Origin of the sequence: Comamonas odontotermitis, assembly GCF_040396735.1 — a bacterium.
Taxonomy (GTDB): Bacteria; Pseudomonadota; Gammaproteobacteria; order Burkholderiales; family Burkholderiaceae_C; genus Comamonas; species Comamonas odontotermitis_C.
On sequence record NZ_JBEBNZ010000018.1, the window covers coordinates 66,764 to 92,078 of the forward strand.

The following is a 25,315-nucleotide window of genomic DNA, read 5'->3' on the forward strand; positions in this document are numbered from 1 at the left end:
TTGATTCGTCGGCGGGCTCTTTCAGGACTTGACCATGGGCAGGTTCAGGCCGTGGCGCCTGGATGCCTCGACGGCAATCTCATAGCCTGCATCCGCGTGGCGCATCACGCCGGTCGCCGGATCATTCCACAGCACACGGCCCAGGCGTGCAGCGGCCTCATCCGTGCCATCGGCCACGATGACCACACCAGCATGCTGAGAGTAGCCCATGCCGACGCCTCCGCCATGGTGCAGGCTGACCCAGGTGGCGCCGCCTGCGGTGTTGAGCAGGGCATTGAGCAGTGGCCAGTCGGAGACAGCGTCGGTGCCATCCTTCATGGCTTCGGTTTCGCGGTTGGGGCTTGCCACGGAGCCGCAGTCGAGGTGGTCTCGTCCAATCACGACGGGCGCCTTGAGCTCGCCATTCTTGACCATCTCATTGAAGGCCAGGGCCGCCTTGTGGCGCTCGCCCAGACCCAGCCAGCAGATGCGTGAAGGCAGGCCCTGGAAGGCAATGCGCTCACGCGCCATGTCCAGCCAGCGGTGGGTGTGCTTGTTCTCCGGGAACAGTTCCTTGATCTTGGCATCGGTCTTGTAGATGTCTTCGGGATCGCCCGAAAGCGCCACCCAGCGGAACGGACCCTTGCCCTCACAGAACAGCGGGCGGATGTAGGCTGGCACGAAGCCTGGGAAGTCGAAGGCGTTCTTCACCCCCTCGTCGAACGCCACCTGGCGGATGTTGTTGCCATAGTCCACCGTGGGGATGCCCATGGCCTGGAAGTCCAGCATGGCCTGTACGTGCTGGGCGCAGCCCTGGGCGGCGGCCTTGCTGAGTTTGGCGTGCTGGCCGGGATCGGCAGCGGCTGCTTCCCACTGCGCAACGGTCCAGCCCACGGGCAGGTAGCCGTTGATCAGGTCGTGGGCGGAGGTCTGATCGGTCACGATGTCAGGCTTTGGGCCACCGGCCTTGGCGCGCTTGACCAGCTCGGGCAGGATTTCCGCTGCGTTGCCCAGCAGGGCGATGGAGACGGCCTCGCCCTTTTCGGTGTGCTGCTGGATGAGGGCCAACGCGTCGTCGATGTCCTTGGCCTGCTTGTCCACATAGCGGGTGCGCAGGCGGAAGTCGATGCTGCTTTGCTTGCACTCGATGTTCAGCGAGCAGGCCCCGGCCAGCGTTGCGGCCAGCGGCTGCGCGCCACCCATGCCGCCCAGCCCGGCGGTGAGAATCCACTTGCCGGTCAGATCGTTGTTGTAGTGCTGGCGGCCGGCTTCGACAAAGGTCTCGAACGTGCCCTGCACGATGCCCTGGCTGCCGATGTAGATCCAGCTGCCGGCTGTCATCTGGCCGTACATGAACAGGCCCTTCTGGTCCAGTTCGTTGAACTTCTCCCAAGTAGCCCACTTGGGCACCAGGTTGGAGTTGGCCAGCAGCACGCGTGGTGCGTCAGGATGGGTCTTGAATACGCCGACGGGCTTGCCCGACTGGATCAGCAGCGATTCGTCAGCTTCGAGCTTCTTGAGCTGGGCCAGGATTTCGTCATAACACTCCCAGTTGCGGGCCGCGCGGCCGATGCCGCCGTAGACCACCAGGGCCTTGGGGTTCTCGGCCACATCGGGATCCAGGTTGTTCTGCAGCATGCGGTAGGCGGCCTCGGCCAGCCAGTTCTTGCAGTGCAGCGTGCTGCCATGGGGCGCGCGGATGACGCGGTTGGCGTCGTAGCGGGGATCCTGCTGCGCGGCTTGGAGAATGGTGTCGTTGGCGTTCATGGTCATGTCCTTCATGAAAACATAGATTAGGGGCGCTGGCGCTTACGCAGCGGAAGCGGTATTCGGATAGCCATCGGGGTTGCCGTGCTCAGAGGCTGCGGCGGACTGCTCCGCTGGGTAAATCATCTGCCGGGGGACGTTCATGGTCCTTTTGGCCAATGGGTAGTAGACGAGTGAGGTGACGATCAGGCTCACGATCCAGGAGATATCGGCACCGCCCATGGCCTTGGCAAGCGGGCCTTCATACATGGCCTGGTTGATGAACGGAATCTGGACGATGATGCCCAGCACGTAGCTGAACAGCGCCACGCCGTTGTAGGCACCGTACCGGCCCTCGCTGTCGTAGAGCGCAGGGATGTCTACCTTTTCCTTGGAGACCAGGTAGTAGTCGACGAGGTTGACGGCACTCCAGGGAACGAACACCGTGAGCAGCAGCAGCACGAAGTTCTTAAAGGTGGCCAGGAAGTTGGAGCTGGCCAGCAGGGCCACCAGCACCGTGAGCAGCACAAAACCCAGGATGTAGGCAAGGCGGGTGGCCGGCGAGAAGTGCTTCTTGTCATTGAAGGCGCTGACTGTGGTCAGCATGGTCATCACGCCGCCATAGGCATTGAGGCAGTTGACCGTGAGCTTTCCGGTAACGATGACCAGGTAGATCACCACGGCCAGGGGGCCTGCCAGGTCACCCAGAAATCCCACCTGGTTCTTGATGAAGTTGCCGCCCAGGGCAGCCACCAGAACGCCGAAGGTCATGGCCAGTTGAGCGCTGATCACGCTGCCGCCGAAGGTGGTCCAGAAGGTCGAAGCCGTCGAGGTCTTGCTTGGCAGGTAGCGCGAGTAGTCGGCCACATACGGCGCGAACGTCATCTGCCAGCCGGCAGACAGCGCCATGGCCGTCAGAAAGCTGGTCCAGGTAAAGGGCTTCTGGCCGAAGGCGCTGACCACGTCGTAGTGAAGGCACAACTGCCAGGCCAGGTAGCCGAAACCCAGGATGCCCACGACGGTGGAGATCCGGCCCACCACATGGATCAGCTTGTAGCCAATGAGCGCAACCAGCGCGGTCAGCGCGCCGAAGATGATGATGCCGGCCGCAGGCGTGCTGAAGCCGAACATCAGGTTGATGGCCTGGCCCGAGAGCACTGTACCCGTTGCCGCAAAACCCAGGTACATGAGGATGACCAGCAGCAGGGGAAGGGCAGCGCCCTTGACGCCGAACTGCACGCGGCTCGAAATCATCTGCGGCAGGCCCAACCGGGGCCCTTGGGCAGAGTGCAGCGCCATGACGATGCCGCCGAGGATGTTGCCGATCAACAGGCCGAGGATGGCAGTCATGGCTTCGGCACCGAAGACCACGGCGAGGGCACCATCGACCACGGCCGTGATCTGCATGTTGGCGCCGAACCAGAGGGTGAACTGGCTGAAAGGCGAGCCGTGACGCTCATGCTCGGGAACCATGTCGATGGTTCGTGTTTCCATACGCCCCAGCCCCGCAGCTGCGGAAGAATCAATGCTCATGGGAATGGTCTCCGATTGCTCTGTTTGTATAAATTACATACAACTATTGGGTAAAATTTGATAAGTTGTATATACCAATTTTCGTGTTTTACTTGGCAATACGTCAATCAACTTTTACAGACTTTTGATCCGCACAAACCCTATGTCAGTCCGTACTCCAGCGACCGCGGCAAAAGCGGTGATTCCGGCGTTCCAGCGCATCAAGGAACATGTGCTGCAGCAGATCCATAGCGGTCAATGGCAGCAGGGGGAGGCGATTCCCAGCGAAGCAGCCTTGGCCAGGCAATTCAACGTCGCTCGCATGACGGTCAATCGCGCCTTGCGGGAACTCAGCGACGAGCAGACGCTGACGCGGGTTCAGGGCTCGGGCACTTTCGTGGCTCAGCAGAAGTACCAATCCACCCTGGTTCAACTACGCAATATTGCCGACGAGATCGCGGCGCGAGGACACCAGCACCGTGGCGAGCTTCAGAAGCTCGAACGCTATCGGGCCGACACCTTGCTGATGCGGCAGTTCGAGCTACCTACCGTTCAGGCGTTGTTCCACTCGGTAGTGATCCATTTTGAGAACGACGTGCCCATCCAGGTCGAGGACCGGTATGTCAACCCGGCGGTGGCGCCCGACTACATGGCCCAGGACTTCGGTAGCCAGACGCCAAACGCCTATTTGATGCGCGTCGCGCCATTGCAGGGGGTGCAGTTCTCGATTGAGGCCAGCATGCCAGTTGCCGACGTAGCCGAAATGCTGCGTATTGAAACCGGTGAACCCTGCCTGGTGTTGCGCCGCGTCACGCGCTCACAGGGCCAGGTGGCATCGGTGTCGGCACTGTGGCATCCTGCCTCGCGCTACCAATTCACAGGCAGCTTTTGAGAATAGCTTCTCATGCGGGACGTGTGATGCCTGGGCATGACAACAAAATCCTCAATGCTGCAGTGGGGGCTTTGTGGCCCGGTCTGGAATCAATCGATCTCTCAAACCCCGAGCGCGGCTATTGCGCGATCACTGCGCTGGTTCCTTTTATGGATCCACAGGGCGTGCGGCATAACTCCAGCGCTGTGCCAAGTTCAATGTGTGAACTTGGTTAGGTGTGGGGGATAGGGGAAGAATCGGCCGAAGAGCCGCTAACACAACCCAGCAAATCGCAGATTTGCGGTTGGGCCGAGGCGCCGGGCCGCGTCAGGCCGGGCCGCGCTAGGCCGAGCCGCGGTAGGCGAAGCTGCAGACAATACAGACGTACGACAAGGCTGGGCGCCCCCGGCGAAGCAACGACGTACAAGGGTTGTGCAAGTCTTCGAGTGACTGCATCAGGCTGGCTAGTTGCGGCCCGGGTAGTGAGATGTCTTTGAGTGTTTGTTTGATTGCAGCTTGATGGGCACTGACTTGCGCACGCCGTCTCAGCAATGCATGTAACTGCTGCTGAACCTCCGTACTCGGCTGCCACGGGTATCTGCAGAACAAGTGGCCGCTTTCGAACGACGTCATGCTTGGGCCAAGTCCTCTGATTTGTCGCGTACCGGGAACCAGCCGGGAGTCGCCAAGATTGCAGACCACAGCTTGTCAGGTATTTGAAGGTCATCAGGTTCGTTAGACAAATCCAACACTGAGTCTATCTCGGCATCACATCCGGACTGTGCCAGTTCCACCCACTGTGTGTTCATCACCAGCCCCTTGCCCACGGCTACCAATGGAAGTCCCAGAGCCATTGCACGGCGCGCTTGCTCAGGCATGCGGATTTGGCCCGCTGCCAGCAGCGGCACTCGCCCGGCTACGCGCTTGATGAATCGCTCGGCAGTGGTCTCGTCGCTCTTGTCGCCATGGTTGCTGTTCTGTGGCTTGCCTGCCAGCAGATCGTAGAGCGAGGCGTGCAGATAGTCGATCTGCGCTTGTTCGACCAATCTGTCCACCAACGCCAATGCATCTTCTATGCGCAGCGCGCCTTCGCCAGGTTCTTCGGGAGAGATGCGATAGCCTAACAGGAACGGATGCTTGGCATGGGCGGCGATTACGCGGCGTACCTCACGAACCACTTCGAGCGGGAAGCGCATGCGGTTCTCCAATGAGCCACCCCATGAGTCCGTGCGTTGATTGAACAGAGGCGAGAGAAAGTTCTGGATCAGAAACCCATGGGCGCCATGCAGCTCCACGCCGTCAAAGCCCGCCTCGATGGCGCGGCGAGTGGCTGCGCCGAAATCACGGATTACGCCCAGGATTTCTTCATGGCTCAAGGCCCGGCTTGGGGTCTTACCGTCATTGAACGGTCCCTTGGGTGCAGACAGACTGCTCGCGCTGACCACTTCGCCATGGGGGATCAGGCTGGGTACGGCCTTGTTGCCGGCGTGGAAGATCTGCAGCACTGCAGGTGCACCGCCGCTTTTTGCGGCCTGAGCCAGTTTGCGCAGGCTCGGGATGAAGCGGTCGTCATAGGCCGCGAACTCGTCGGTAAAGCCAATGCCGCTGGGCTGCACATGGGTGCAACCCGTGAGCACCAGACCCACGCCTTGGCTGCGGGCGCGGTAATAGGCCAGCTCCTGATCGGAGATGGTTTCGTCTGGGTTGGCTGACCAAGTGGTCATGGGGGCCATCACCAGGCGATTGCGTAGCGTGAGGCCATTTGCGAAGGCAAAGGGCTGGAACAGGGTGTCAGTCATCGGTAGAGAGAAATCGGGATGTCAAAGAGTCGACCCTGGCACGGGTGGTGCCAGGATGAGGCCATGGGGTGGCTCAAACGAAGGCTGGTTTGTCGCCTTCGGTGTTTGGCTTGTTCACACCCACATTGGCGCGTAGCAGCCGTTCGGGATGCCGCACCAGATCGACTGCCAGAGAGGCCACGCTCTTGCGCGATACCTCGGTTCCCTTGAAAGGCGCGTTTCTGGCGGTGGTCTCGTAGTTCACCTCGTCCTTATCCTGCAACCAGGCGGCGCGCAGGATGGTGTAGTCGGTGCCGGAGGCTTCGATCAGGTCAGCCGACTTGCGATACGGCGGCAGGTACTGCCCAATCTCGCGGCGGTTCCACTCGCCGAACTTGCCCGGCACTTCGTCATAAATTCCCAGCGAGTTCACAAAGATCAGGCGCTTGACCCCCTTGGACTGCATGGCGGCTAGGATGCGCTCGGTTTGCGCGTCCACTTCGCCGGCCAGATTGGCATAGACCAGGTCCTGACCCTCCATGATCTGAGCCAGTAATTTCTTGTCCATCACATCGCCGATGACAACCTTTGCGTTGGCCGGCTCGTGGCCGCTCAGCTTTTTGGGGTCGCGCACCAGCAGGGTCTGTTCGACATCCTTGTGTTCGCCCAGCATCTGGACAGCCCAGCGGGCAATCTGGCCGCTGGCACCCAGGATCAATACTTTGGTCATGGTGTCGCCCCGAATCAGAGGTTGGTCTGGAAAAAAGGCACCAACTTGGCCAACGCCTGGCCGACAGGGCCTGGCTGGTCATACAGCTCGTAGTGCGAGGCGCCCTCGACGACCACCAACTCCTTGACTTTCGATGCAGCACGCGCATAAATCTCCAGTCCGTCGCGGTAGGCGCCAAACCCACCGGGCTTGTCGCCGACGACCACGAGCATCGGCGTTGTCAGCAGGGTCTCGGCCAGATGAAACGCATCCCAGGCGGCGGAGGCCGCGCGGCGCGAGAACAGACCGCGTGTGCCAGCGTTGTCGTTGACGCAGCGATTGCGGTAGTAGTCGGTCGCACCGAGCACATCGATGTCCGTCATGCCCGCTTGGACTGCTGCATCCATCGAGGGGGGCACGAACTGATCGACCTTGAGCGCCTCACCCCGGGCCTCGGCGGTGCGCTGCTGGGCCACGGCCTCCATCTGTCCGATGGGATCAAAGCCGCTGAAGCCCTCGCGGCACAGGCGGCCGTAGTTGACGCCGGTAATGCTGGCCAGGGCCTTTATGCGGCGTTCGATCATGGTCGCGTTAATGGCGTAGCCACCGCCGCCGCAGATGCCCAGCGCGCCGATGCGGTCTGCATCCACATAGGGCAAAGTGACCAGATAGTCCGTGACGCGACTGAAGTCCTCGACGGCCATGGCCGGGTCTTCGGTATAGCGGGGCAGGCCGCCGCTTTGCCCCTGCGTGCTGCGGTCGAAGGCGATGACAACAAACCCCGCTTCCGCCAGTGCCTTGCCATAGACGTTTCCAGCGGTCTGCTCCTTGCAGCTGCCGATAGGGTGGGCGCTGATGATGGCCGGATATTTCCGGCTTTCATCGAAATTGGGCGGGAAGTACAGGTCGGCTGCAATGTCCCAGTAGGTGGTCTTGATCTTGATGCTCTTTGTCGTGCTCATGGGGGGCTCCAGTTTGGGGTTGAGAATGGTCTTACTTCAGCGCGACCTGGAAGAACGGAGCCAGCTTGGAGACTGCCTCGTCCACGAACTTCGGAACGTCATACAGCGACATGTGGTTGGCACCCTCGACGACGTGCATCTGCTTGTCCTGGCTGGCGGCACGAGCCAGCAGGTCATCGCTCATCCATTTGCTGCCAGCGACGCTTCCAGCGACTGCCAGAATGGGTTGGGTCAGAAAAGCTTCGGCTTTGTTGTAGGCGTCGTAGGTGATGATTTGCGTGAGGCTGCGCGCAGTCATGAAGCCGGGAGCATTGGGGTGCTCGCAGCGGGGTGTGTGGTAGTACTCCCAGGCTTCGCGCAGCTCGGCGTTGGGTGCATCTTCCTCACGCATCGGCGCCAATGGCAGGGTGGCCAGTTCGGCCTTGCCGGCATCCGCCGTGCGGGCCTGGGAGCCGAAATCGATGTAGCCCACGGCGTCGGCATCCTTGACGGTGTTTTCCCAGCCGTTGCGGAACATCTGGCCGATGTTCACCGCACTCACGGTGCCCAGCGCCTTGATGCGACGGTCATTGATGGCAGCGTTGGCACTGTAGCCAGCACCGGCGCAGATGCCCATGGCGCCAATGCGGTCCGCATCCACATAAGGCAGCGTGGTCAGGTAGTCAATGACGGCGCTGATGTCCTCCGTGCGGACGTAGGGGTTCTCCAGCTGGCGCGGCAGACCGGTGCTCTCGCCTTGGTAGGAGGCATCGTAGGCAATGGTGATGAAGCCACCGCTCTCGGCCAGTTTTCGGGCATACAAACCAGCTGTCTGCTCCTTTACCCCGCCGCCCGGGTGTGACACGACGATCGACGGGTATTTCCTGCTTTCATCGAAGCCCGCTGGGAAGTTGATAACGGCAGCCATGGTGACGCCCTGGCCGTTGAGATTCTGGAACGTGACTTGGGACATGAGGATCTCCAGTAGTGGAAGCAAACGTGCTGAAAGGTGAAGCACTGGATTGAATGGTAGAGATGGAATTGGATTTAATAAACCATCTATCAAAGACATGAGTGTTTAGTTAAACTAACCAATATGCCCATTGAGCCCTCTCTCATTTCCTCTTTGACCTGGTTCGCCCATATCGCCCGCCATCGCAGCTTCACCAAGGCCGCGATGGAAATGGAGGTGACACGTGCGGCCTTGTCCCAGCACTTGAAAGGGCTCGAGCAACACTTGAATGTGCGGCTGCTCAACCGCACGACGCGGGACATGTCATTGACCGAAGAGGGTCAGCGGCTGCTGGATGTCCTGCAGCCGGCGCTGGCGGCCATCGACCGAGCGGTAGCAGAAATCGGAGAAACCCATGTAGAGCCCACGGGCCTGATCCGCATGAATTCCTCGCGCGTCGCCGCGCGCCTGCTGATTGAGCCGCACATGGGTAAGTTCTTGGCGCGTTATCCCAAGCTGCGGCTGGAACTGGTGATGGACGATGGGTTTTCCAACATCGTGGCCCAGGGCCTGGACGCCGGCATCCGCCTGGGCGAGAGCCTGGATGAGCACATGGTGGCGGTGCCGATCACGCCTCCCTTGGAGATGGCAATCGTCGGCTCACCGGAATATTTCGAGCGGTACGGTATGCCCGAAACGCCGGCCGACCTGATGAAGCACAACTGCCTCGCCTACCGCTTCACTTCCAGCGGCACAATAGACCGCTGGTCTTTCACCTCTCCCGATGAGGAAAAGCGCACGGTGGTGTTCGAGCCCCAGGGAAACGCAGTCTTCAACGATGACGACAGCATGCTGCATGGCGCTGTGCAGGGCGTGGGACTGGTGCAGCATATCGACCTCTGCGTGCGTCGGCATTTAGCCGATGGGTCGCTGGTCAGGGTACTTGACGCCTGGTGCCCGCCATTTCCGGGTTTCTATCTGTACGTGCCGTCACGATCGCAGATGCCGGCCAAGACGAGGGCGCTGATGGATTTCCTCGTCGAGCAACGAGAACTACTTGCGCGACAGGCACGCGAAGCTATCTAGGCAGCACAGCACAAGGCATAGAGAAGAACATAGTGGGCTGCTCAGCGACCGATGTAAGCAGCATGCCGCCAAGAGTAGCCAGAGCCTCTCATTGCACTACAGACGCGGACCGCCTGGTTATGCCGTCGAATGCAGATGCTGCACTCCAGTGCGGTCGTTCAAGCGCTGTTGGCCTATGTCTGTTCTGGGTAGTTCGGTGACAGCCGCATATCGGCCAGAAGCACCCTGTCACCTCTTTTTTGGGGATGTCTGCTTCTCGCCGTTGTGTTGGCAATCAGCAGTATGCAATTTAGCGGTAGCTCCTGTCGCAGTGCGCCACTCCAAGAAACAAGTAACTCGCTGTAGCGGATTGGGAATGAACAGCCCGCGTGTTGCCGCGCGAACGAACTGCAATGGAGCTGACCCATCGCCCGGTCTACTCCAGCGACGGCGTGGTCTTCTCACCATGAAATTAGAGCGGACGACCAAATGCCCCCATGGCTTGGTCAGCACAAAAAGCCCGTCGACCAAGGGGCGACGGGCTACAGGCAAGTTGCATTGACTCTAGCCAATGCAAGCTCAGGCCGCTGGGCAGCTAGGCACCGCTTTTCATGGTTGCGGCCAGGGCATCCAAACCGTCGCGGTAGATGCCTTCGAACAGCTTGGAGGCCTCTTCGTCGCTGACGCCGTTGGGCTTGAACTCACCAGACCAATCGACCCGGGCAGACTTGTCACCGTCGACCCCGACCACACGCAAGGTGGAGAGGTAGTTGGTCACCGGGAACGGAGCCTTGAGGATCGCGTACGTGTAGCTGCGTGCGATGTGGTCGAAGGCCACCAGGCGCTCGACGATGGCATCCCCGTCGGGGTTGAGGAGGCTGCGCACGCGGCCGCCTTCGCTCGAAACGCTCTTGGGAATATACGGCAGCCAGTCGGGCAGCGAATCGAAGCCGCCGATCAGTTGCCAGACTTGGTCAGGCGTTACTGCCAGGGTAATGGTTGCAGATGCTTGTGCCATTTTGGTTTCCTCTTGTTCAATCTCAAAGATTCAAACGTTGTCGACAGGCAGCGGCGCATTCGCGGCCACCAGGTTCTGTTCGCGCAGGTCGCGCCAGAAGTCGGCGGGGATGACTTCCTTGAGCGCGGCGGTGTCTTCTGCAATGCGCTCGGGGCGGCTGGCTCCCGGGATCACGGCGGCGACGGCGGGGTTGGCCAGGGCGAATTGCAAAGCTGCAGCCTTGATGCTGACGCCATGGCGTTGCGCCGTGCTCTTCATCTTCTCGACCTTGGCGATGATCTCGGGCGGGGCCTTCTGGTATTCGAAGTGCGCACCACCGGCCAGGATGCCCGAGCTGTACGGGCCGCCGACCACGATCTCGGCATTGCGCTCGATCGCCTTGGGCATCAGGCGTTGCAAAGCGCGCTCATGGTCGAGCAGGGAGTAGCGTCCCGCCAGCAGAAAGCCGTCGGCCTGGGCTTCGGCCAGATCCAGCGTCAGCTCGATGGGTTCGACCTTGTTGACGCCCAGGCCCCAGGCCTTGATGACCCCTTCTTCACGCAGGCGGGTCAGCGCACGGAATGCACCCTTGCGAGCGGTTTCGAAGTAGGACAGCCATTCGTCGCCATAGAAATCCTGAGCGATGTCATGCACCCACACGATGTCGAGGCGGTCGGTCTTCAGGCGCTTGAGGCTGTCCTCGATGGAGCGCAGCGTGGCATCGGCCGAGTAGTCGTTGACGATCTTGTTGGCCCGGCCATATTCGAACAGACCGCCTTTCTCGCCCAGGTCGCGGGCGCTGGCGTCTTCCAGCTCATCCAGGATCACGCGGCCAACCTTGGTACTCAGCACATACTCGTCGCGCTTGTGGCGCGACAGGGCATCGCCGAGGCGGATTTCCGACAGGCCGGCGCCATAGAAAGGCGCGGAGTCGAAGTAGCGCACGCCATGATCCCAGGCCGCGTCCACAGTGGCTTGGGCCTCTGCTTCAGGGATGTTGCGAAACATATTGCCCAGGGGGGCTGAGCCGAAACCGAGAACGTTGCCAGCCAGTTTGTCTTTGAGACTCATAGTCACTCCATGCATCAAAAGTGTTGAAAGTGAAGTCAGTTTAGAATTGCCAGTTGAGTCTGTCCAAGACATAATTTGCACAACTTGAGTCCATTGAGGTCTTAATTGCTGGATATCCGCCAACTCCAATACTTCGTCGCCGTAGCCGAGGAAGAGCACGTCGGGCGCGCTGCCGAGCGCCTCCATATCTCACAGTCGCCATTGAGCCGGCAGATTGCACAGCTCGAAGAAAAGCTGGGGCTGGCGCTGTTCGAGCGATCGCAGCAACGCATCCGGTTGACGCGGGACGGCCGCACGTTTCTTGCAGAGACGCGCGCACTGCTCACGCACGCCAACCGGCTCGAGTCCCTGGGGCGCAGACTTGGTCGGGGTGACGAGGGCGGGCTCTGTATCGGCTATCTGGAGTACGCCATGCACTCCGGCGTGCTGCCCAATGCGTTGCGCGAGCTGGGGCAAGGCCGCCCAGCGGTGCATATCGCGCTGTACAACCAGCAGTCGGATGTGCAACTGGAAGGGCTTCGTCAGCGCAGCCTGGACATCGCTCTGGTCTGCGAACCACCCCAGCCGGATGATCCCGATCTTGAAGCGGCGCAAGTGCTCAACGATCCGATGCTTCTGGCTGTTCCCAAAGGGCACCCACTCGCAGAAAAGCAAGACATCGAGCCGGCCGATCTTGCGCAGCAACGCTGGATTGGTGTGAAGCACAAGGAGAGTGCACTGCGGCACGACACCCTGATCGCTGCATGCGCGAAAGCCGGCTTCACCCCCGCGATCTCCATGGAGGCGACAGAACCGCTCGCTGCCCTTGGTCTGGTCGCCGCAGGGCTGGGGGTGACGACGATCCAGCAAAGCCTGCGCCACCAGACGCCCGAGGGCGTCATGCTGCGGGAGCTGTCTTGGCTGAGCTACCGCACACCGCTATGGGCGGCCTGGCACAAAATCAATCTGCGGCCCTTGGTCGAGGAGTTCCGCAAGACCTTGGTCAGCGCGAGCAGTGAAGTGCATGGAAGGACAACGACTTCGTGAAGTTTGCACTGGGCTGAGGAGCAGCCGGATGGCTGCTATCTGGAGATCAAGCTTCGTCAACGATGGATTGGCCGGAGTCAACCCTTCATTGCAAAGCAGTTGTTGCCAGCGGGAAGTCAAACGACCGTAATGGGTCGGCACTACCCGTTCGCTGCTGACGAAAGCTGCCGATCAGGTTGTCTAGCGGACTGCGACACAGCCAGTTGCCATTTTGAGACGCATAGCGAACGTCTGTCCTGATCACATCCAAGGCAAGGCTAGCGACTATCCGCCCTCGCATTTCTGCCTGGGCGTCTCGGTATGCACCGCCGCCAGCCATCGGCCATCGCTTCTGACCCAGGTGGTAGTGTCGAAGCAGACCGTCTCATGGGCCTGACCCTGCATCAGGAAGCCCTGTGTCACCTCGTAGGTCGCAATGGCAACCTCCGGCGTTGGGAAGATGACCTTTTCGTTGGAGAAGGCGAAGGATGTGAGCTTGGCGGGGCCCTCACGGGCCATCCTGATGTACTCTACCGGACTGAAATGGTGGATGCCGAACAGCGCCACATTGGCCGCCTGGCTGGCCAGCAAGGCTGCGGCTTTTTCTGGCTTCTGGTCCATCATCGACTGCCAGAACTCCGTCTCCAGCTTCATGATATCTGTTGCTGTGGTCATGTTGATCTCCCGATGAGGGATATGCTTCGCATGGCAGGGGGGTTACCAAATGCCATAAATCCTGGGTGAGGGCCTGCCTGGCCATGAGGCCTCCTTCGATAGCGCCCAAGCCCCGTACCTGTCTCGATAGCTGCGTTTTCAATGGGCTTTCAAGAAGGCAATCAATGCCTGGTTGAATTCGTCGGCATGTGAGAGATTGCAGCCATGGGGACCGTTCCGAATGACATGGAGTTCGCTGCCCTTGACGACCTGGTGGGTCCTGGCACCGCTGACCTCGATGGGAACGATCTGGTCACTGTCACCATGGATCACCAGCGTGGGGACATTGATTTTTTGCAGATCCGCGCGGAAGTCCGTTCGGGAAAATGCCCCGATGCAGTCGTGCGTGCCCTTGGCGGAAGCAAACGCCGCAATCATCCTGGCGTATTCGCGCTGCGCCTCGCTCACCAGCAACTTGCCTGATGAGTCCGAGAAGAACTTCTGCGTGAACTCATCCAGAAAGGCAAGTCTGTCGCCGAGCACTGCGGCCTCCTTGGCCTGGATGTCCTGCTCGGTCACCGTACCTTCCGGGTTGCCTGCGGACTTGAACAAGGAGGGCGGCACCGCTGCCGCAAAGACTGCCGAGCGGATCGACTGCGAGCCATACCGCCCTATATACCGTGCCACCTCTCCGCCGCCCATGGAGAAGCCGACCAGCGTGGCATTCTTCAACGCCAGCTCGGTGAGCAGTGCATAGAGGTCCTGGGAAAGGATGTCGTAGTCATAGCCGGTCCATGGTTGGGACGATGCGCCGAACCCCCGGCGGTCATAGGCGATGACCCGAAAGCCAGCTTCCACCAATGGCGAAATCTGCGGCTCCCAAGTCCGCCCGCTTAGCGGCCATCCATGGATAAGAACGACCGGGCGCCCATTGCCGAAATCCTGGTAGTGCAATTGCACGGAGTTCGCATCCGATGAGGCGATGGTAATGTAGGGCATGGGTTCTCCTTTCGCTGAATTCCTTCCAGTCTGGAACGTTTTCCAGGCAGCTGGTGTAGGCCATCCCTGTCGTCCTGTTTGCTTGTGTCAGCAAGGGCGTCATTTCGTGACTCGGGTGCGCCATGCATACGCGGTGGTGCGAAGGCTTCGCACATAGAGCAGCAGCGCAAGTGCATGCGGTGATGTTTTTGCTCCGCCTTCAGGGCCTGCACCGGCGCTTCTGCGGCCAGGTCGATGCGAAAAAGGCACGCGCTCCAGCTAGGCCGCTTTGGGGGCTCGTGTCTTGGCCGACTTTCTGGCCACGGTTTTTTGGGCAGAACTCGCGGACTTGGCGGGGGTTGCTTTGCGGGCAGGAGGTGTGCGCTTGCCGGATGCCAGGCTGCGGCGCAGCATCTCGGTGAGATCGAGTACCGTCGCGGTCGGCGCAGCCGTTTCCTTGGTGTCGAACTGGCTCACCTCCATAAGCTGGCCGGCCTTGGCCTTCTTTTCCACCAATTGCATCACCTGCTCGCGAAACGAGTCCTGGAATGCCTCGGGATGCCAGTCCGTGCTCATTTCTTCCACGAGTTGCTGCGCCATCTTCAGATCCGCGGTCTTCAGCTCCTTCCTGCCCTCGGTGGGCAGGGCCAGACCCTGCCAGGAACGTACCTCCTCGCCCCAGCGCAGCAGGTTCAGGATCAAGGCCGGTCCGCAGGGCATCAGCACTGCCAGGTGCTGGTTGTTGGCGATCACCACTTTCGACAAACCGACCTTGCCTGCGTCCTTCAGCGTTTCACGCAGCAGCGCATACACCTTCGAGCCCTTATTGATGGGCGCGATGTAGTAGGGCTTCTCGAGGTAGACGAATGGAATTTCGTTGATCGGCACGAAGGCTTCAATCTCGATGGTCTGCAAGGTTTTGGGGTAAGCCGCTTCAAGCTCCTCGGGCGTGAGCAGCACATAGTGTCCGTCCTCGACCTCGATGCCCTTGGCGATATCGGCCGGCGCGATCTCCTTGCCGGTGGTCTTGTTGATGCGCTGTAGCCCACGCGGTCGCCCGTGCGCCTGTCGATCCAGTCGAAGTTGAGCGCGCTGTCCTGCGTGGCCGAATGCAGGCTGATCGGGATGTGCACTAGGCCAAACGCAATTGCGCCTTTCCACAGCGCGCGGGTGGAGGTGGGGGCCCTGCCTCCTTCTGGTTTCTTGGGCATGGATGGCTCCGAAACAATAGCCATCCCACTCTAGGAGGCTGGCTGCGCCGCAGGTGTAGGTCAGGGCCAAGGTTGTCTGTGGTCGAAGCGCCTGTGCGGCCTGCCCGCACAGTCGATGCAGTACGTCGATCCCATGCCGCGACCTACAGACATACGGTGACGGCATGGATAGCCTGAGACATAACGGAGGTGCATGCGATGTTCCAGCAATGGCGGTGCGATGGGCTGAGAGTCAGGTGGTGTCCGCGCAGAGGAGGAAGGGGACTGTGCCATGGTTAAGGGCGCGATCCCAGCGAAGGCCCGAGTTGCTGCCGAGCGCGCAGGGCGCAGCGCACGCGACCCGCTGGCGGCCTACAAGCGCAAGCGCGATTTCGCGCTTACGCCCGAGCCGGCAGGAGGCGGAGAGCCCGGATCCACTGCGCTGCGCTACGTGATCCAGAAGCACTGGGCCAGCCGGCTGCACTATGACCTGCGGCTGGAGCTGAATGGCACGATGAAGAGCTGGGCCGTACCCAAGGGGCCGAGTTTCGATCCCACCGAGAAGCGCATGGCGGTCCAGGTGGAGGACCACCCCATCTCGTACAACAGCTTTGAGGGACAGATACCCACCGGGCAGTATGGCGGAGGCCGGGTCATCGTGTGGGATCGGGGCTACTGGACGCCCGTCGGCGACGCGGCCGCAGGATACCGCCAGGGTAAGCTGAAGTTCGAGATCCATGGCCACAAGCTGCAGGGGCGGTGGACGCTGGTGCGCATGCATGGGCGCGAGAACGAGAAGCAGCCGCCCTGGCTGCTGATCAAAGAGCGCGATGGGCTGGAGCGTTCAGCCTCATCGTTCAACGTGGTGGACGCGATGCCGGACAGTGTCTCGGCGCTGCCGGATATCTTGCCCTTTCCTGCACCAGCGGTGACATCCCGGCCGGCCCGCGCCGCACAGGACCTGGAGAAGGCCCGCAAGGCACCCTTGCCATCGGCGCTGCCGCCGCAGCTCGCCACGCTGGTCGATGCGCCGCCGGGCGACCCCGAGGCATGGATATGGGAGCTCAAGTTCGACGGATACCGGCTGGGCGCGCGCATTGCACCGGACGGCATACGGTTATTGACCCGCAGCGGCAACGATTGGACCGAGAGGATGTCTGTGCTTACCAAAGAGCTCGCCAAATTGCCGATGCAGGAAGGATGGTTAGACGGGGAGATTGTGGTGCTGGACAACGAGGGCAGACCGGATTTTCAGGCGTTGCAGAACGCCTTTGACGGCCAGGGCACTGAGCAACTGGTCTACTTCCTGTTCGATATACCCTTCGCCCAGGGGCGCGACCTGCACCGCCTGCCGCTGGTCGAGCGCCGGGAACTGCTGCGCGCGCTGCTGGAGGGCACCCGCTCGAACCGGCTGCGGTACAGCGAGGCGTTCGAAGTCCGCGTGGAGGACCTGGTCGCTTCCGCGTGTGCGCTCGGCTTCGAGGGGGTAATCGGCAAGCGCAAGTCCTCGCCTTATCTATCCCGCCGCAGCGCGGATTGGGTCAAGCTCAAGTGCGGCCACCGCCAGGAGTTCGTGATCGGCGGATTCACCGAACCGAAAGGCTCGCGCTCCGGGATCGGGTCGCTGCTGCTGGGTGTGCATGCGGAAGATGGCTCGCTGCGCTATGCCGGCAACGTGGGCTCGGGCTTCAGCGCCAGAACCCTGGATGTGCTGCGACGCAGGCTTGATGCGCTGCGCCGCGACGACAGCCCGTTTTCCGATCTGCCCCGCACCGCCCGTGGCGTCCGCTGGGTGCAGCCCGGGCTGCTGGCCGAGGTCTCGTTCGCCGAGTGGACGCAGGGCGGGCACCTGCGGCACCCCGTGTTCCGCGGGCTGCGCGACGACAAATCGCCCCGCACCATCATGCGCGAGCGGCCGGTAGCGCTGTCCGCACCTTCTGCGCCATCCGCGAACCCACCTGCAGGCCACGACATGACGACCCCCAACGCTCTCCAAGTGTCCCACCCCACCCGGGTCATCGACCCTTCCACGGGACTGACCAAGCTCGACCTGGTGCGCTACTACGCCACCGTCGCGCCCCTGATGATGGAGCACCTGAAGGGGCGCCCGGTTTCATTCATGCGCGCCCCGCAGGGCGTGAAGGGCGAGAAGTTCTTCCAGAAGCACCTGGAGCCGGGCGAGATGCCGGGCATCGCCGCGCTGGCCCAGGATCTCGATCCCGGGCACCTGCCGCTGATGGAAGTGGCCAGGCCCGAGGGCCTGCTGTCGGGAACCCAGATGAACGTGTTCGAGTACCACACCTGGAACGCCCGCAAGGACAGGATTCTGCGGCCCGATCGGATGACCTTTGACCTCGACCCCGGCGAAGGCGTCCCCTGGGAGCAGGTGCAGGAGGGCGCGCAACTGGTACATGCGCTGCTGAAGGAGCTGGGGCTGCCGGCCTTCCTGAAGACCAGCGGCGGCAAGGGCCTGCATGTGGTGGTGCCGATCAAGCGGCTGCACGAATGGGATGCCGTCAAGGGCTTCTCGCAGGCCGCTGTGCAACACCTGGCCCGCACCATTCCGCAGCGCTTTGTCGCCAAGAGCGGGCCTCGCAACCGGGTCGGCCGGATCTTCGTCGACTACCTGCGCAACGGCTTCGGCGCCACGACTGCGAGTGCGTGGACCGTCCGGGCCCGGCCGGGGATGGGCGTTTCCATACCGATCGCCTGGGCGGAGCTCGACCAGGTTGCAGGCGGTGACCACTGGACCATGCAGACCGTGGACGAGCGCCTGCGGGTGGGCAATTCGCCATGGGCGGCGTACGGCAGCGCGGCGGTTTCCCTCACCCCGGCCATGAAGACTCTGGGCTTCAAGGCTGCCATCAGCCAAGTGGAAGATAGTGGCTGATGATCGCAACAACAGCCTTTCAATATGTTATGGCCCGCCGCGACCTGGCGGCTCGCGAGCTGCTCGCGGTACTGATAGGACAGCACCTGCAGTTTAAATTGCGCGCTGGACGCGTTGCGCCTGGCGCGCAACCGGTCGATGCCATGCGGGCGGTAGTGACTCACTCATGTGCGGATCTTCTCCTCGGGCACCGACCACCGTTGGGCAAGAAGCTTCGCGCCACGTTCACCGGCCAGAAAGCTCTGTGCACGACCTCGAGCTTGAACTCAGTCTTGTACTTCTTCATGGACCCCTTGAGGTTTGTCCAACGCCTGGGGAGGCAGTTCAAACCCGCGGCGATTCAAGGCACGGTCTTACAAGCAATTAGGGCATCCAGAACGTCATCAAGTGTCAATACGACACCATCATGTGTATCTCATCTCAACCAAAACACACTCACCCAAAGGAGCGCCACATGATCAATGTCGGAATTGTGGATGACCACGCAATCGTTCGAACGGGTCTGACTCAGTTCCTAAGCGAAAACGTCGACATGCGCGTGATGGGAGTAGCTGCAAATGGGATTGAAGCACTGGATCTGGTTCGTAGCAACCAGATTGACGTTTTAGTCATGGATCTCTCAATGCCCGGGCACAGTGGAGTCGATGCTATGTCTGATCTTCGGACTCAAGCCCCCAACGTTGGTATCTTGGTTCTGAGCTGCTATCCCGTAGAACACTATGCAGTAAGCCTCTTTAGGCAGGGTGCTAGTGGCTACCTTAACAAGGATTGCGATCCAGGTGACATCATGGAAGCAATCCGTGTGATTTCCATGGGAAATCGATACATCACAACCCAAGTAGCAGAACTACTGGCACAACAAGTAAAGAGAAAGGGTGACGTTTCTCCGCATGAGCAATTGTCGGATCGAGAGTTCCAAGTGTTCTTGAAACTGGCTCAGGGAGATACAGTGAGTGCAGTGGCCGAGCAACTATCCATTAGTGTGAAAACTGTTAGTACCTACCGCACCCGCTTGATGGAAAAGATGAACTTAGATTCGAATTGTGATTTGACTTATTACGCAATGAAGAATGGTTTGATCAACTGAAATTCGTCATTTTCAAAAATCGCGCACCACAACCCCTCAGCAGCAACCTGAATAAGCAACCAGCTCCCAGTGCAGTTTAAGGAAAGTTGCTATCCATCGATGTCCATACTCAAGGAGATAGGAATGCCAAAGCCCACCTCAGAACGCAGGTCTGCTGCACCCACCTCAGCCGATTCTCGGCGAGTAGCCAGGAAACCCAGCTCCCCAACTGACCGCAAAGCTCCAATAGAGGAAACTTTGGGCAACGGAGGTGAGCTTCATCAGGATGTTGCCGAGGATGTCACGAGGGGCAGTGGGATTGACTATCTGACCGACAATTTTGGGCACCGTATCTCGGACAATCAAAACTCTTTGCGAGCGGGCGAGCGTGGGCCGACGCTGCTAGAAGATTTTGTACTTCGCGAGAAGATCTTTCACTTCGATCATGAGCGAATCCCTGAGCGTATCGTCCATGCTCGTGGATCTGGCGCTCATGGTGTATTTGAATGCACCAAAGCAATCCCAGAACTTACCAAAGCATCCATTTTTCAGAAAAAGGGAACAACGTGCCCAGTCTTCGTACGCTTTTCTACCGTAGCGGGCGGCGCTGGCTCGATTGATACACCTCGTGATGTGCGTGGGTTCGCAGTCAAGCTCTACACCGATAGCGGCAACTGGGATCTCGTGGGCAACAATATTCCTGTCTTCTTCATTCAGGATGCGATCAAATTCCCGGACCTCGTACACAGCGTAAAAATGGAAGCTGATCGAGGCTATCCACAAGCTGCCTCGGCGCATGACACCTTTTGGGATTTCATTGGACTGATGCCTGAGAGCATGCACATGATCATGTGGGCCATGTCCGATCGCGCGATCCCCCGCAGCTTCCGGATGATTGAGGGCTTCGGCGTACATACATTCCGCCTGGTCAACGCCAAGGGCGAAGGGCGATTCGTCAAATTCCATTGGAAGCCAGTTCTGGGCATCGAGTCGACTACCTGGGACGAGGCGGTAAAGATCGCAGGAGCCGACCCTGACTTCCTGCGGCGTGATTTGTACGAAGCCATTGATCAGGGCGATTTCCCCGCATGGGATCTGGGAATCCAAGTCTTTGATGAGGCCTGGGCCGCCCAGCAGCCGTATGACGTGCTTGACGCAACCAAGCTTATTCCAGAGGAAGAGATACCAGTGCAAGTGGTTGGACGGATGACACTCAATCGCAACCCTTCTAACTTCTTTGCTGAAACTGAACAAGCCGCCTTTTTGCCATCTAATCTCATCCCGGGCATCGACTTCAGCAATGATCCCTTGCTACAGGGCCGCCTTTTTTCTTATCTTGATACACAAAAATCGCGCCTCGGAACTACCAACTTTCACCAGATTCCAATCAACGCGCCCAAGTGCCCCTTCCAAAATTTCCAACGCGACGGCTTGATGCAAACACTCGTGCCTTCTGGTCGCGCCAACTATGAGCCCAATAGCCTCGCTGAGGCTGGTGAGGAGAGCGGCCCTCGAGCCAGTCCCGAAACGGGCTTTACAACATTCACTGCCAATGACGAGCGCAACGACGCTGGGCAAAAGTTGCGAATACGCGCAGAACTATTTGCAGACCACTACAGCCAGGCACGACTTTTTTTCAAATCACAGACCGAAAATGAGCAAGCACATATTGCCTCAGCACTGGTCTTTGAGTTGTCCAAAGTCACACTGGAGCATGTGCGAGAGCGCGTTGTCTCCCGACTACGCAATATCGACGAAGGTCTCGCTCGACGGGTCGCCACGGGCCTGGCAATTAATTTGCCTGGTAAGGCAAAAGCAGCACAAGAGCCCTTCGAAATGGCGCGTTCCGACGCATTGTCTATTCAAAAGCAAGCCAAAAATACGTTTCAAGGGCGGAAGGTGGGACTTCTCTACGCAGAAGGCTCGGATAAAGCTGCAATTGACGAATTGAAAGCAGCTATCGAAGCTGCTGGAGGCAGCGTGTTTCTGGTGGCGCCGAAGGTTGGAGCCATACCTGTTAAAGGTGGAGTGCTCAAAGCAGATGGTCAGCTTGCAGGCTCACCCTCGGTGCTCTTTGACGCGGTGGTTAGTATCCTTATGCCAGCTCAAGCCCAGGAACTCTCATCCGATAGCGCGGCAGTGCAATGGTTCATGGATGCCTACTGGCACTGCAAGGCAATTGGCCATTGCAAAGGCTCCCAAGTATTGTTGGACAAAGCAGGCGTTCAAAAAGACGATGGAGTTATGCCGTATGCGTCATTGGTCAGCATTGGCATTCAGAGGCACTGGGAACGTGAACCGAAAGTACGCATATTGGCATAAATTCCCTCACTGGCGCCCCCCAAAGTACCGCATATGCTTTGGAGGCTGATCCTATCTCCGAGGTCTTCAAGCTGGACTGCCCCTGTCAGGTAGACGAGCTCCGCCTGTCTTTGGATTGCGCTGACTGTACAAGCTCGCGCACCCCTTAGTCCTCCGGGAGCAACGAGCAGAGGATAATGGTTTCCAACTAAGCAATCATCGGGGATGCAACACTTAGGACGCTCTCGATCGAAGGCCGCTCAAGACACGCTGGGCTGCGCCTGCTGTCGAATGGCTCCTGCAAAGCCATGCTCCACGCGTGAGTAGGGCCGGCCGCTGGTCAGCACCCGTGGCAAGGCGCTCCACGCGATCTGCGCGCCCAGGGCGGCCAGGCGGTTCACCAGCGCCTGGTCTTCGCCGCACTCAATGGCATCAAAGCCGCCGGCCTGTTCGTAGCACTGGGCTGACAGGCCCAGGTTGGCGCCATGCACATGGCGGTGGCCGTCTCGGTCCTGATAGCTGGCTTCAAAACGCAGGCGTGCGGCTTGTGCATCGCGGCCATGGGCATCCCAGCTGTCGACCTCGACGGTGCCGCATACCACATCGGCCGCCAGCGAGAGTTGCGCCACCAGCCAGCTGGGCGATACGCGGGTGTCCGCATCGGTAAAGGCCAGCCAGCGCGCCTTGTGCTGAAGCAGGTAGCGGGCCCCCGCGGCACGCGACCGGCCCACATTGCAGGCGTTGATGGCCAGGCACGCAAAAGGCCATTGCTGGGCAATGGCAGCCGTGCCGTCGTCGCAGCTGTCGAGCACAACGACGACTTTGACTTCTTCCGCAGCCAGTTCAGGGTGGAGGCTGGCAAAGAAGACGCTTTCCAGGCAGGCCTCTATCAAGGCTTCTTCGTTATGCGCGGGTATGCAGACTCCGATCATCGTGGTGGCTCACAGTCTTTCCCAAACTTCAAGCAGGAAATCGGTCTCGCGGTGTTCAACCACGCTCTTCAGGGCTGCGCTGGCGCCGATTTGGGCATGGATGGTGTCAGCGGTCTGCAGCAGGTCGGGCGCCTGATGGCGCCAATGGCACATCAGCAAATGGCCGCCGCGTGCGAGCGACGACAGGCAGCGTTCGCTGAAAAGGGCCAAGTCCGCATCCTCCAGGTAATAGGCTAGCTCGGAGACGAGCAACAGGTCAAAGCCGCCGGCTGGCACTTCGGGCCACTCCTGGGGCAACTGCAGTTTTTGCAGGTTTGGCTGGTGCAGACCCTCGCGCTGGATCCGCGCGTTGCACAGCAGAACGGCCGATTCCGCAGAATCTGCGGCGACCAATTGGTCGCAACGTTCGAGCAGGGCCATCGTGGTTTCGCCATTGCCGCAGCCGGGCTCAAAGCCATAGCGGTAATGCTCCAACGGCAGCGCTGCCAGCAGGACTTGGCGTTTGCGCCGCTCGTACCAGGCGGTCTTCACCGCCCAGGGATCAGCAGAAGCCTGGTAGAGCTGCTCGAAATGTGCGCGTTGGTTCATCGCAATATCACCTCGAAATTGCGCAGTAGCCGGGCTGTGGCCCAGTACGGCAGGATGGCTTGGCGGCCGGTGGAGGGGTCGGGCAAGAGCTGGCTGCGAAAGCAGGACAGCGCCAGGCATTTACGGTCCAACTGTTCGGCGCTCAATGGCATGCGCACGGCCTGTTGCCACGGCACGCGCTGGTCGCCGGGGCTGGCCCAGTGCCAAGTCCAGATGGGAACTTCGAACAAGCGGCTGCCCACCTCGGCGATGGCGGCGGCACAGGCCTCGCCGGTGGCCTCGTGGTCGGGGTGGCCGTCGTAGCGCCAGGGGCACAAGACCGTATCCGTCGGGCGCAACAGTTGCTGCAAGCGCGATTCGAGCTGGGGCTTGTGGTTATTCACCTGCCCGTCGGGAATGCGCAGGTGGATGATCTGGCTGCTGGGGCAGAGCAGGGCCAGAGCCTGGGCGCTTTCTCGCTCGCGGGTCTGAGCCAGTTGGTCGGGTGTCCACAGGCGAGAGCCTGGGTGGCTGGCCTCGCCGGAGGTGACCGCAATCACCGCGCAAGGCAGGGAATTGGCCTCACAGTGCTGCATGATGGCGGCCGTGGCCAGGATTTCATCATCGGGGTGGGGTGAGACAATCACGACCCGCTCGCTGCCTTCCAGCAGCTCCTCGGCCGACATGGTTCCGAGCGTCGCCTGGGCCAGCCAAAGCTGCCATTGCAATTCAGGCGTGCCTTCTCCCTCGATCCAGCGTGGCATCAGAGCCTCCATGGTGCGTTGTTCTCCTGTTGTGCGATGTCATGCCCCAGGGCGGCCAGGTCGCGTTCTGCATGGCTTTGGCGGATAAAAATAGGCAGATCGGCCAACAACAAGGCCAGCGAGCGGTCTTTGCAAAACGGCCCTGGGCCAAGCGCGCGTGGCACATGCTGCAGCACTTGCTGGGCGGCCGCTTCGGCGGCCAAGCGGGTGCGGTTCACTTCCCGGGCCCAGGGCTGGTCGGGCTGGGCATCGATATGAGCGGCCGTGGCGCGGAGTAGCGCAGCCGTGGCTGACATTGCCACATCCACCGCGCCCAGGTGCGCCAAGGCATGTGGTTCCGCATGCTTGCGGCAGGCGAGCAGCAGTTGGCCGGCAATGCGGGCGCTGGCGCCATACCAGCAAGCGGCAATGCCTGCACCGCCATGGTGAAAGCCGGGCCGCCTCAGATAGGCCCCCGGCTCGCCGACCAGGATGCCCCTGGCCTGGTAGAGCTGTACATCCACACTGGCGCTGTCGGCCATGCCCACGGCTTGCCAGCCTTCGTTGCAGACTTGCACCCCAGCTTGGAGCAGGTGGACTGCAACCAAACAGCGTTTGGTATCGGACAGCCAGGCGGTGACCAGCGCATGGTCGACACTGTGCGCACCCGAACACCAGGCCTTGGTGCCATTGAGCAGCATTGGGCTGCCGGAGGCCAGGCCATCACCGGCACGGACGGCGATGGCTTGCACCCGGTTGCCGGGAGGCTCGGCGCCCCAGACTGCCCAGGTCCTGGCCTCCGCTGGTGCCTGCGCGCCAAGCTCTGCCAGAATGGCCAGCGCATCGGTATGGCCTTCAAACAGTTTGACGAGGCTCAGGTTTTTGGCGGCCACCGCCGCCAGGGCCCGCCAGCGTGCCAAGGTTTGGCCTTGGCCGGGCAGAGGCAGCTGGTCCAAGCCCTGCGCAACCAGGGCGCGCAAGGTCTCACCGGGCTCATGCAGCTTCGAGTTGTTCAAACAATCCTCAAGTTCGGTAGAGGCATTCATCATTCATCGCCCCATGCGTCGGGCTGTAGCGGCCGGGCGCGGTGCAGTGCTCCCATCTGTCAGCACATGTAGATAGGGGAGGCTGCCGTCCTGCGTGGGGTGACGCATTGGCGGGTCGATATCTGCGACGGGGACTAGACTGTATGCCGCAGCAGAGAAGCGTGGTCTGCGCTGCACGGCTGGTTGGCACTGGTCCAGCGCATGCAAAAAGCGCTGGCACCACCAGTGCACATCCTCGGCCTCGATGCGGGCCAGCAGCTTTTGGTACCGCTCGATGCGCTCGGCCAGCGGCATTTGCAGCGCCTGGTCAATGCTGTCGGCG

21 protein-coding genes are annotated in these 25,315 nt (G+C 60.6%); 6 read left to right on the top strand and 15 right to left on the bottom strand.

The window, feature by feature from the left end; all coding sequences use genetic code 11:
• Window positions 1-21: 21 nt before the first annotated feature.
• Both hutU and ACH2DG_RS15430 read right to left on the bottom strand, forming a co-directional pair.
• Window positions 22-1,746 (bottom strand): urocanate hydratase, encoded by a 1,725-nt coding sequence (gene hutU / locus ACH2DG_RS15425; RefSeq protein WP_395027229.1) that lies wholly within the window; start codon window positions 1,744-1,746, stop codon window positions 22-24.
• A 42-nt stretch (window positions 1,747-1,788) separates the two neighbouring features.
• Window positions 1,789-3,258 (bottom strand): purine-cytosine permease family protein, encoded by a 1,470-nt coding sequence (locus ACH2DG_RS15430; RefSeq protein WP_395027230.1) that lies wholly within the window; start codon window positions 3,256-3,258, stop codon window positions 1,789-1,791.
• Between the two features lie 142 nt (window positions 3,259-3,400).
• On the opposite strand from ACH2DG_RS15430, the gene hutC reads away from it, so the two are divergent.
• Window positions 3,401-4,129 carry a histidine utilization repressor gene (gene hutC / locus ACH2DG_RS15435; protein ID WP_395027231.1) on the top strand — a complete coding sequence of 243 codons (729 nt, stop codon included), beginning with the start codon at window positions 3,401-3,403 and terminating at the stop codon, window positions 4,127-4,129.
• Between the two features lie 608 nt (window positions 4,130-4,737).
• Here hutC and ACH2DG_RS15440 read toward each other — a convergent pair.
• From ACH2DG_RS15440 to ACH2DG_RS15455, 4 genes are all read right to left on the bottom strand, one after another.
• The gene (locus ACH2DG_RS15440) at window positions 4,738-5,907 is read right to left on the bottom strand and encodes an NADH-dependent flavin oxidoreductase (protein WP_395027233.1); all 1,170 of its coding nucleotides are present in this window, start codon (window positions 5,905-5,907) and stop codon (window positions 4,738-4,740) included.
• A 73-nt stretch (window positions 5,908-5,980) separates the two neighbouring features.
• Window positions 5,981-6,616, bottom strand: coding sequence for an SDR family oxidoreductase (locus ACH2DG_RS15445; protein ID WP_395027234.1), 636 nt, complete (start codon window positions 6,614-6,616; stop codon window positions 5,981-5,983).
• Between the two features lie 14 nt (window positions 6,617-6,630).
• Window positions 6,631-7,557, bottom strand: a complete 927-nt coding sequence (locus ACH2DG_RS15450) for an alpha/beta hydrolase (protein ID WP_395027236.1) — start codon at window positions 7,555-7,557, stop codon at window positions 6,631-6,633.
• A gap of 31 nt (window positions 7,558-7,588) precedes the next feature.
• Window positions 7,589-8,509 carry an alpha/beta hydrolase gene (locus tag ACH2DG_RS15455; protein WP_395027237.1) on the bottom strand — a complete coding sequence of 307 codons (921 nt, stop codon included), beginning with the start codon at window positions 8,507-8,509 and terminating at the stop codon, window positions 7,589-7,591.
• 153 nt (window positions 8,510-8,662) lie between these two features.
• Here ACH2DG_RS15455 and ACH2DG_RS15460 point away from each other — a divergent pair, with 153 nt between their 5' ends.
• Window positions 8,663-9,574 (top strand): LysR family transcriptional regulator, encoded by a 912-nt coding sequence (locus tag ACH2DG_RS15460; protein ID WP_395027238.1) that lies wholly within the window; start codon window positions 8,663-8,665, stop codon window positions 9,572-9,574.
• A gap of 574 nt (window positions 9,575-10,148) precedes the next feature.
• Here ACH2DG_RS15460 and ACH2DG_RS15465 read toward each other — a convergent pair.
• Both ACH2DG_RS15465 and ACH2DG_RS15470 read right to left on the bottom strand, forming a co-directional pair.
• Window positions 10,149-10,571 (bottom strand): SRPBCC family protein, encoded by a 423-nt coding sequence (locus ACH2DG_RS15465; RefSeq protein ID WP_395027239.1) that lies wholly within the window; start codon window positions 10,569-10,571, stop codon window positions 10,149-10,151.
• Window positions 10,572-10,601: 30 nt separating this feature from the next.
• Entirely contained in the window at window positions 10,602-11,621 is a 1,020-nt protein-coding gene (locus ACH2DG_RS15470) for an aldo/keto reductase (protein ID WP_395027240.1), read from the bottom strand.
• Window positions 11,622-11,726: 105 nt separating this feature from the next.
• On the opposite strand from ACH2DG_RS15470, the gene ACH2DG_RS15475 reads away from it, so the two are divergent.
• Window positions 11,727-12,647, top strand: coding sequence for a LysR family transcriptional regulator (locus ACH2DG_RS15475; RefSeq protein ID WP_395027241.1), 921 nt, complete (start codon window positions 11,727-11,729; stop codon window positions 12,645-12,647).
• Between the two features lie 264 nt (window positions 12,648-12,911).
• Here the strand turns inward: ACH2DG_RS15475 and ACH2DG_RS15480 are convergent, their stop codons facing one another.
• From ACH2DG_RS15480 to ACH2DG_RS15490, 3 genes are all read right to left on the bottom strand, one after another.
• Window positions 12,912-13,301, bottom strand: a complete 390-nt coding sequence (locus ACH2DG_RS15480) for a nuclear transport factor 2 family protein (RefSeq protein WP_395027243.1) — start codon at window positions 13,299-13,301, stop codon at window positions 12,912-12,914.
• 138 nt (window positions 13,302-13,439) lie between these two features.
• A complete protein-coding gene (locus tag ACH2DG_RS15485; RefSeq protein WP_395027244.1) occupies window positions 13,440-14,279 on the bottom strand; it encodes an alpha/beta fold hydrolase in 840 nt (279 codons plus the stop codon).
• Between the two features lie 258 nt (window positions 14,280-14,537).
• The gene (locus ACH2DG_RS15490; RefSeq protein ID WP_395027245.1) at window positions 14,538-15,539 is read right to left on the bottom strand and encodes a Ku protein; all 1,002 of its coding nucleotides are present in this window, start codon (window positions 15,537-15,539) and stop codon (window positions 14,538-14,540) included.
• 201 nt (window positions 15,540-15,740) lie between these two features.
• Here ACH2DG_RS15490 and ligD point away from each other — a divergent pair, with 201 nt between their 5' ends.
• The 3 genes from ligD (at window position 15,741) to ACH2DG_RS15505 (ending at window position 21,726) form a co-directional block, all read left to right on the top strand.
• A complete protein-coding gene (gene ligD, locus ACH2DG_RS15495) occupies window positions 15,741-18,338 on the top strand; it encodes a DNA ligase D (protein ID WP_395027247.1) in 2,598 nt (865 codons plus the stop codon).
• Between the two features lie 454 nt (window positions 18,339-18,792).
• Window positions 18,793-19,425 (top strand): response regulator, encoded by a 633-nt coding sequence (locus tag ACH2DG_RS15500; RefSeq protein ID WP_395027248.1) that lies wholly within the window; start codon window positions 18,793-18,795, stop codon window positions 19,423-19,425.
• A 123-nt stretch (window positions 19,426-19,548) separates the two neighbouring features.
• Entirely contained in the window at window positions 19,549-21,726 is a 2,178-nt protein-coding gene (locus tag ACH2DG_RS15505) for a catalase (RefSeq protein WP_395027250.1), read from the top strand.
• 239 nt (window positions 21,727-21,965) lie between these two features.
• Here the strand turns inward: ACH2DG_RS15505 and ACH2DG_RS15510 are convergent, their stop codons facing one another.
• Genes ACH2DG_RS15510 through ACH2DG_RS15525 form a run of 4 tightly spaced genes read right to left on the bottom strand, consistent with a single transcriptional unit; the run spans window position 21,966 to window position 24,963 of the window.
• A complete protein-coding gene (locus ACH2DG_RS15510; RefSeq protein ID WP_395027252.1) occupies window positions 21,966-22,637 on the bottom strand; it encodes a glycosyltransferase in 672 nt (223 codons plus the stop codon).
• Window positions 22,638-22,646: 9 nt separating this feature from the next.
• Window positions 22,647-23,225, bottom strand: coding sequence for a methyltransferase domain-containing protein (locus ACH2DG_RS15515; RefSeq protein ID WP_395027254.1), 579 nt, complete (start codon window positions 23,223-23,225; stop codon window positions 22,647-22,649).
• Window positions 23,222-23,980: a PIG-L deacetylase family protein gene (locus ACH2DG_RS15520; RefSeq protein WP_395027256.1), complete on the bottom strand. Its 759-nt coding sequence runs from the start codon at window positions 23,978-23,980 to the stop codon at window positions 23,222-23,224. Before ACH2DG_RS15520 ends, ACH2DG_RS15515 begins: the two co-directional genes overlap by 4 nt.
• A complete protein-coding gene (locus ACH2DG_RS15525) occupies window positions 23,968-24,963 on the bottom strand; it encodes an acyl-CoA dehydrogenase (protein ID WP_395027257.1) in 996 nt (331 codons plus the stop codon). The genes ACH2DG_RS15520 and ACH2DG_RS15525 overlap by 13 nt, the downstream gene beginning before the upstream one ends.
• Between the last annotated feature and the right edge of the window lie 352 nt (window positions 24,964-25,315).

Excerpts from the sequence above, each read along its gene's own strand:
- hutU (WP_395027229.1), bottom strand. The coding sequence starts at position 1,746 with ATGAACGCCAACGACACCATTCTCCAAGCCGCGCAGCAGGATCCCCGC.
- ACH2DG_RS15430 (WP_395027230.1), bottom strand. The coding sequence starts at position 3,258 with ATGAGCATTGATTCTTCCGCAGCTGCGGGGCTGGGGCGTATGGAAACA.
- hutC (WP_395027231.1), top strand. The coding sequence starts at position 3,401 with ATGTCAGTCCGTACTCCAGCGACCGCGGCAAAAGCGGTGATTCCGGCG.
- ACH2DG_RS15440 (WP_395027233.1), bottom strand. The coding sequence starts at position 5,907 with ATGACTGACACCCTGTTCCAGCCCTTTGCCTTCGCAAATGGCCTCACG.
- ACH2DG_RS15445 (WP_395027234.1), bottom strand. The coding sequence starts at position 6,616 with ATGACCAAAGTATTGATCCTGGGTGCCAGCGGCCAGATTGCCCGCTGG.
- ACH2DG_RS15450 (WP_395027236.1), bottom strand. The coding sequence starts at position 7,557 with ATGAGCACGACAAAGAGCATCAAGATCAAGACCACCTACTGGGACATT.
- ACH2DG_RS15455 (WP_395027237.1), bottom strand. The coding sequence starts at position 8,509 with ATGTCCCAAGTCACGTTCCAGAATCTCAACGGCCAGGGCGTCACCATG.
- ACH2DG_RS15465 (WP_395027239.1), bottom strand. The coding sequence starts at position 10,571 with ATGGCACAAGCATCTGCAACCATTACCCTGGCAGTAACGCCTGACCAA.
- ACH2DG_RS15470 (WP_395027240.1), bottom strand. The coding sequence starts at position 11,621 with ATGAGTCTCAAAGACAAACTGGCTGGCAACGTTCTCGGTTTCGGCTCA.
- ACH2DG_RS15480 (WP_395027243.1), bottom strand. The coding sequence starts at position 13,301 with ATGACCACAGCAACAGATATCATGAAGCTGGAGACGGAGTTCTGGCAG.
- ACH2DG_RS15485 (WP_395027244.1), bottom strand. The coding sequence starts at position 14,279 with ATGCCCTACATTACCATCGCCTCATCGGATGCGAACTCCGTGCAATTG.
- ligD (WP_395027247.1), top strand. The coding sequence starts at position 15,741 with ATGGTTAAGGGCGCGATCCCAGCGAAGGCCCGAGTTGCTGCCGAGCGC.
- ACH2DG_RS15500 (WP_395027248.1), top strand. The coding sequence starts at position 18,793 with ATGATCAATGTCGGAATTGTGGATGACCACGCAATCGTTCGAACGGGT.
- ACH2DG_RS15505 (WP_395027250.1), top strand. The coding sequence starts at position 19,549 with ATGCCAAAGCCCACCTCAGAACGCAGGTCTGCTGCACCCACCTCAGCC.
- ACH2DG_RS15510 (WP_395027252.1), bottom strand. The coding sequence starts at position 22,637 with ATGATCGGAGTCTGCATACCCGCGCATAACGAAGAAGCCTTGATAGAG.
- ACH2DG_RS15515 (WP_395027254.1), bottom strand. The coding sequence starts at position 23,225 with ATGAACCAACGCGCACATTTCGAGCAGCTCTACCAGGCTTCTGCTGAT.
- ACH2DG_RS15520 (WP_395027256.1), bottom strand. The coding sequence starts at position 23,980 with ATGGAGGCTCTGATGCCACGCTGGATCGAGGGAGAAGGCACGCCTGAA.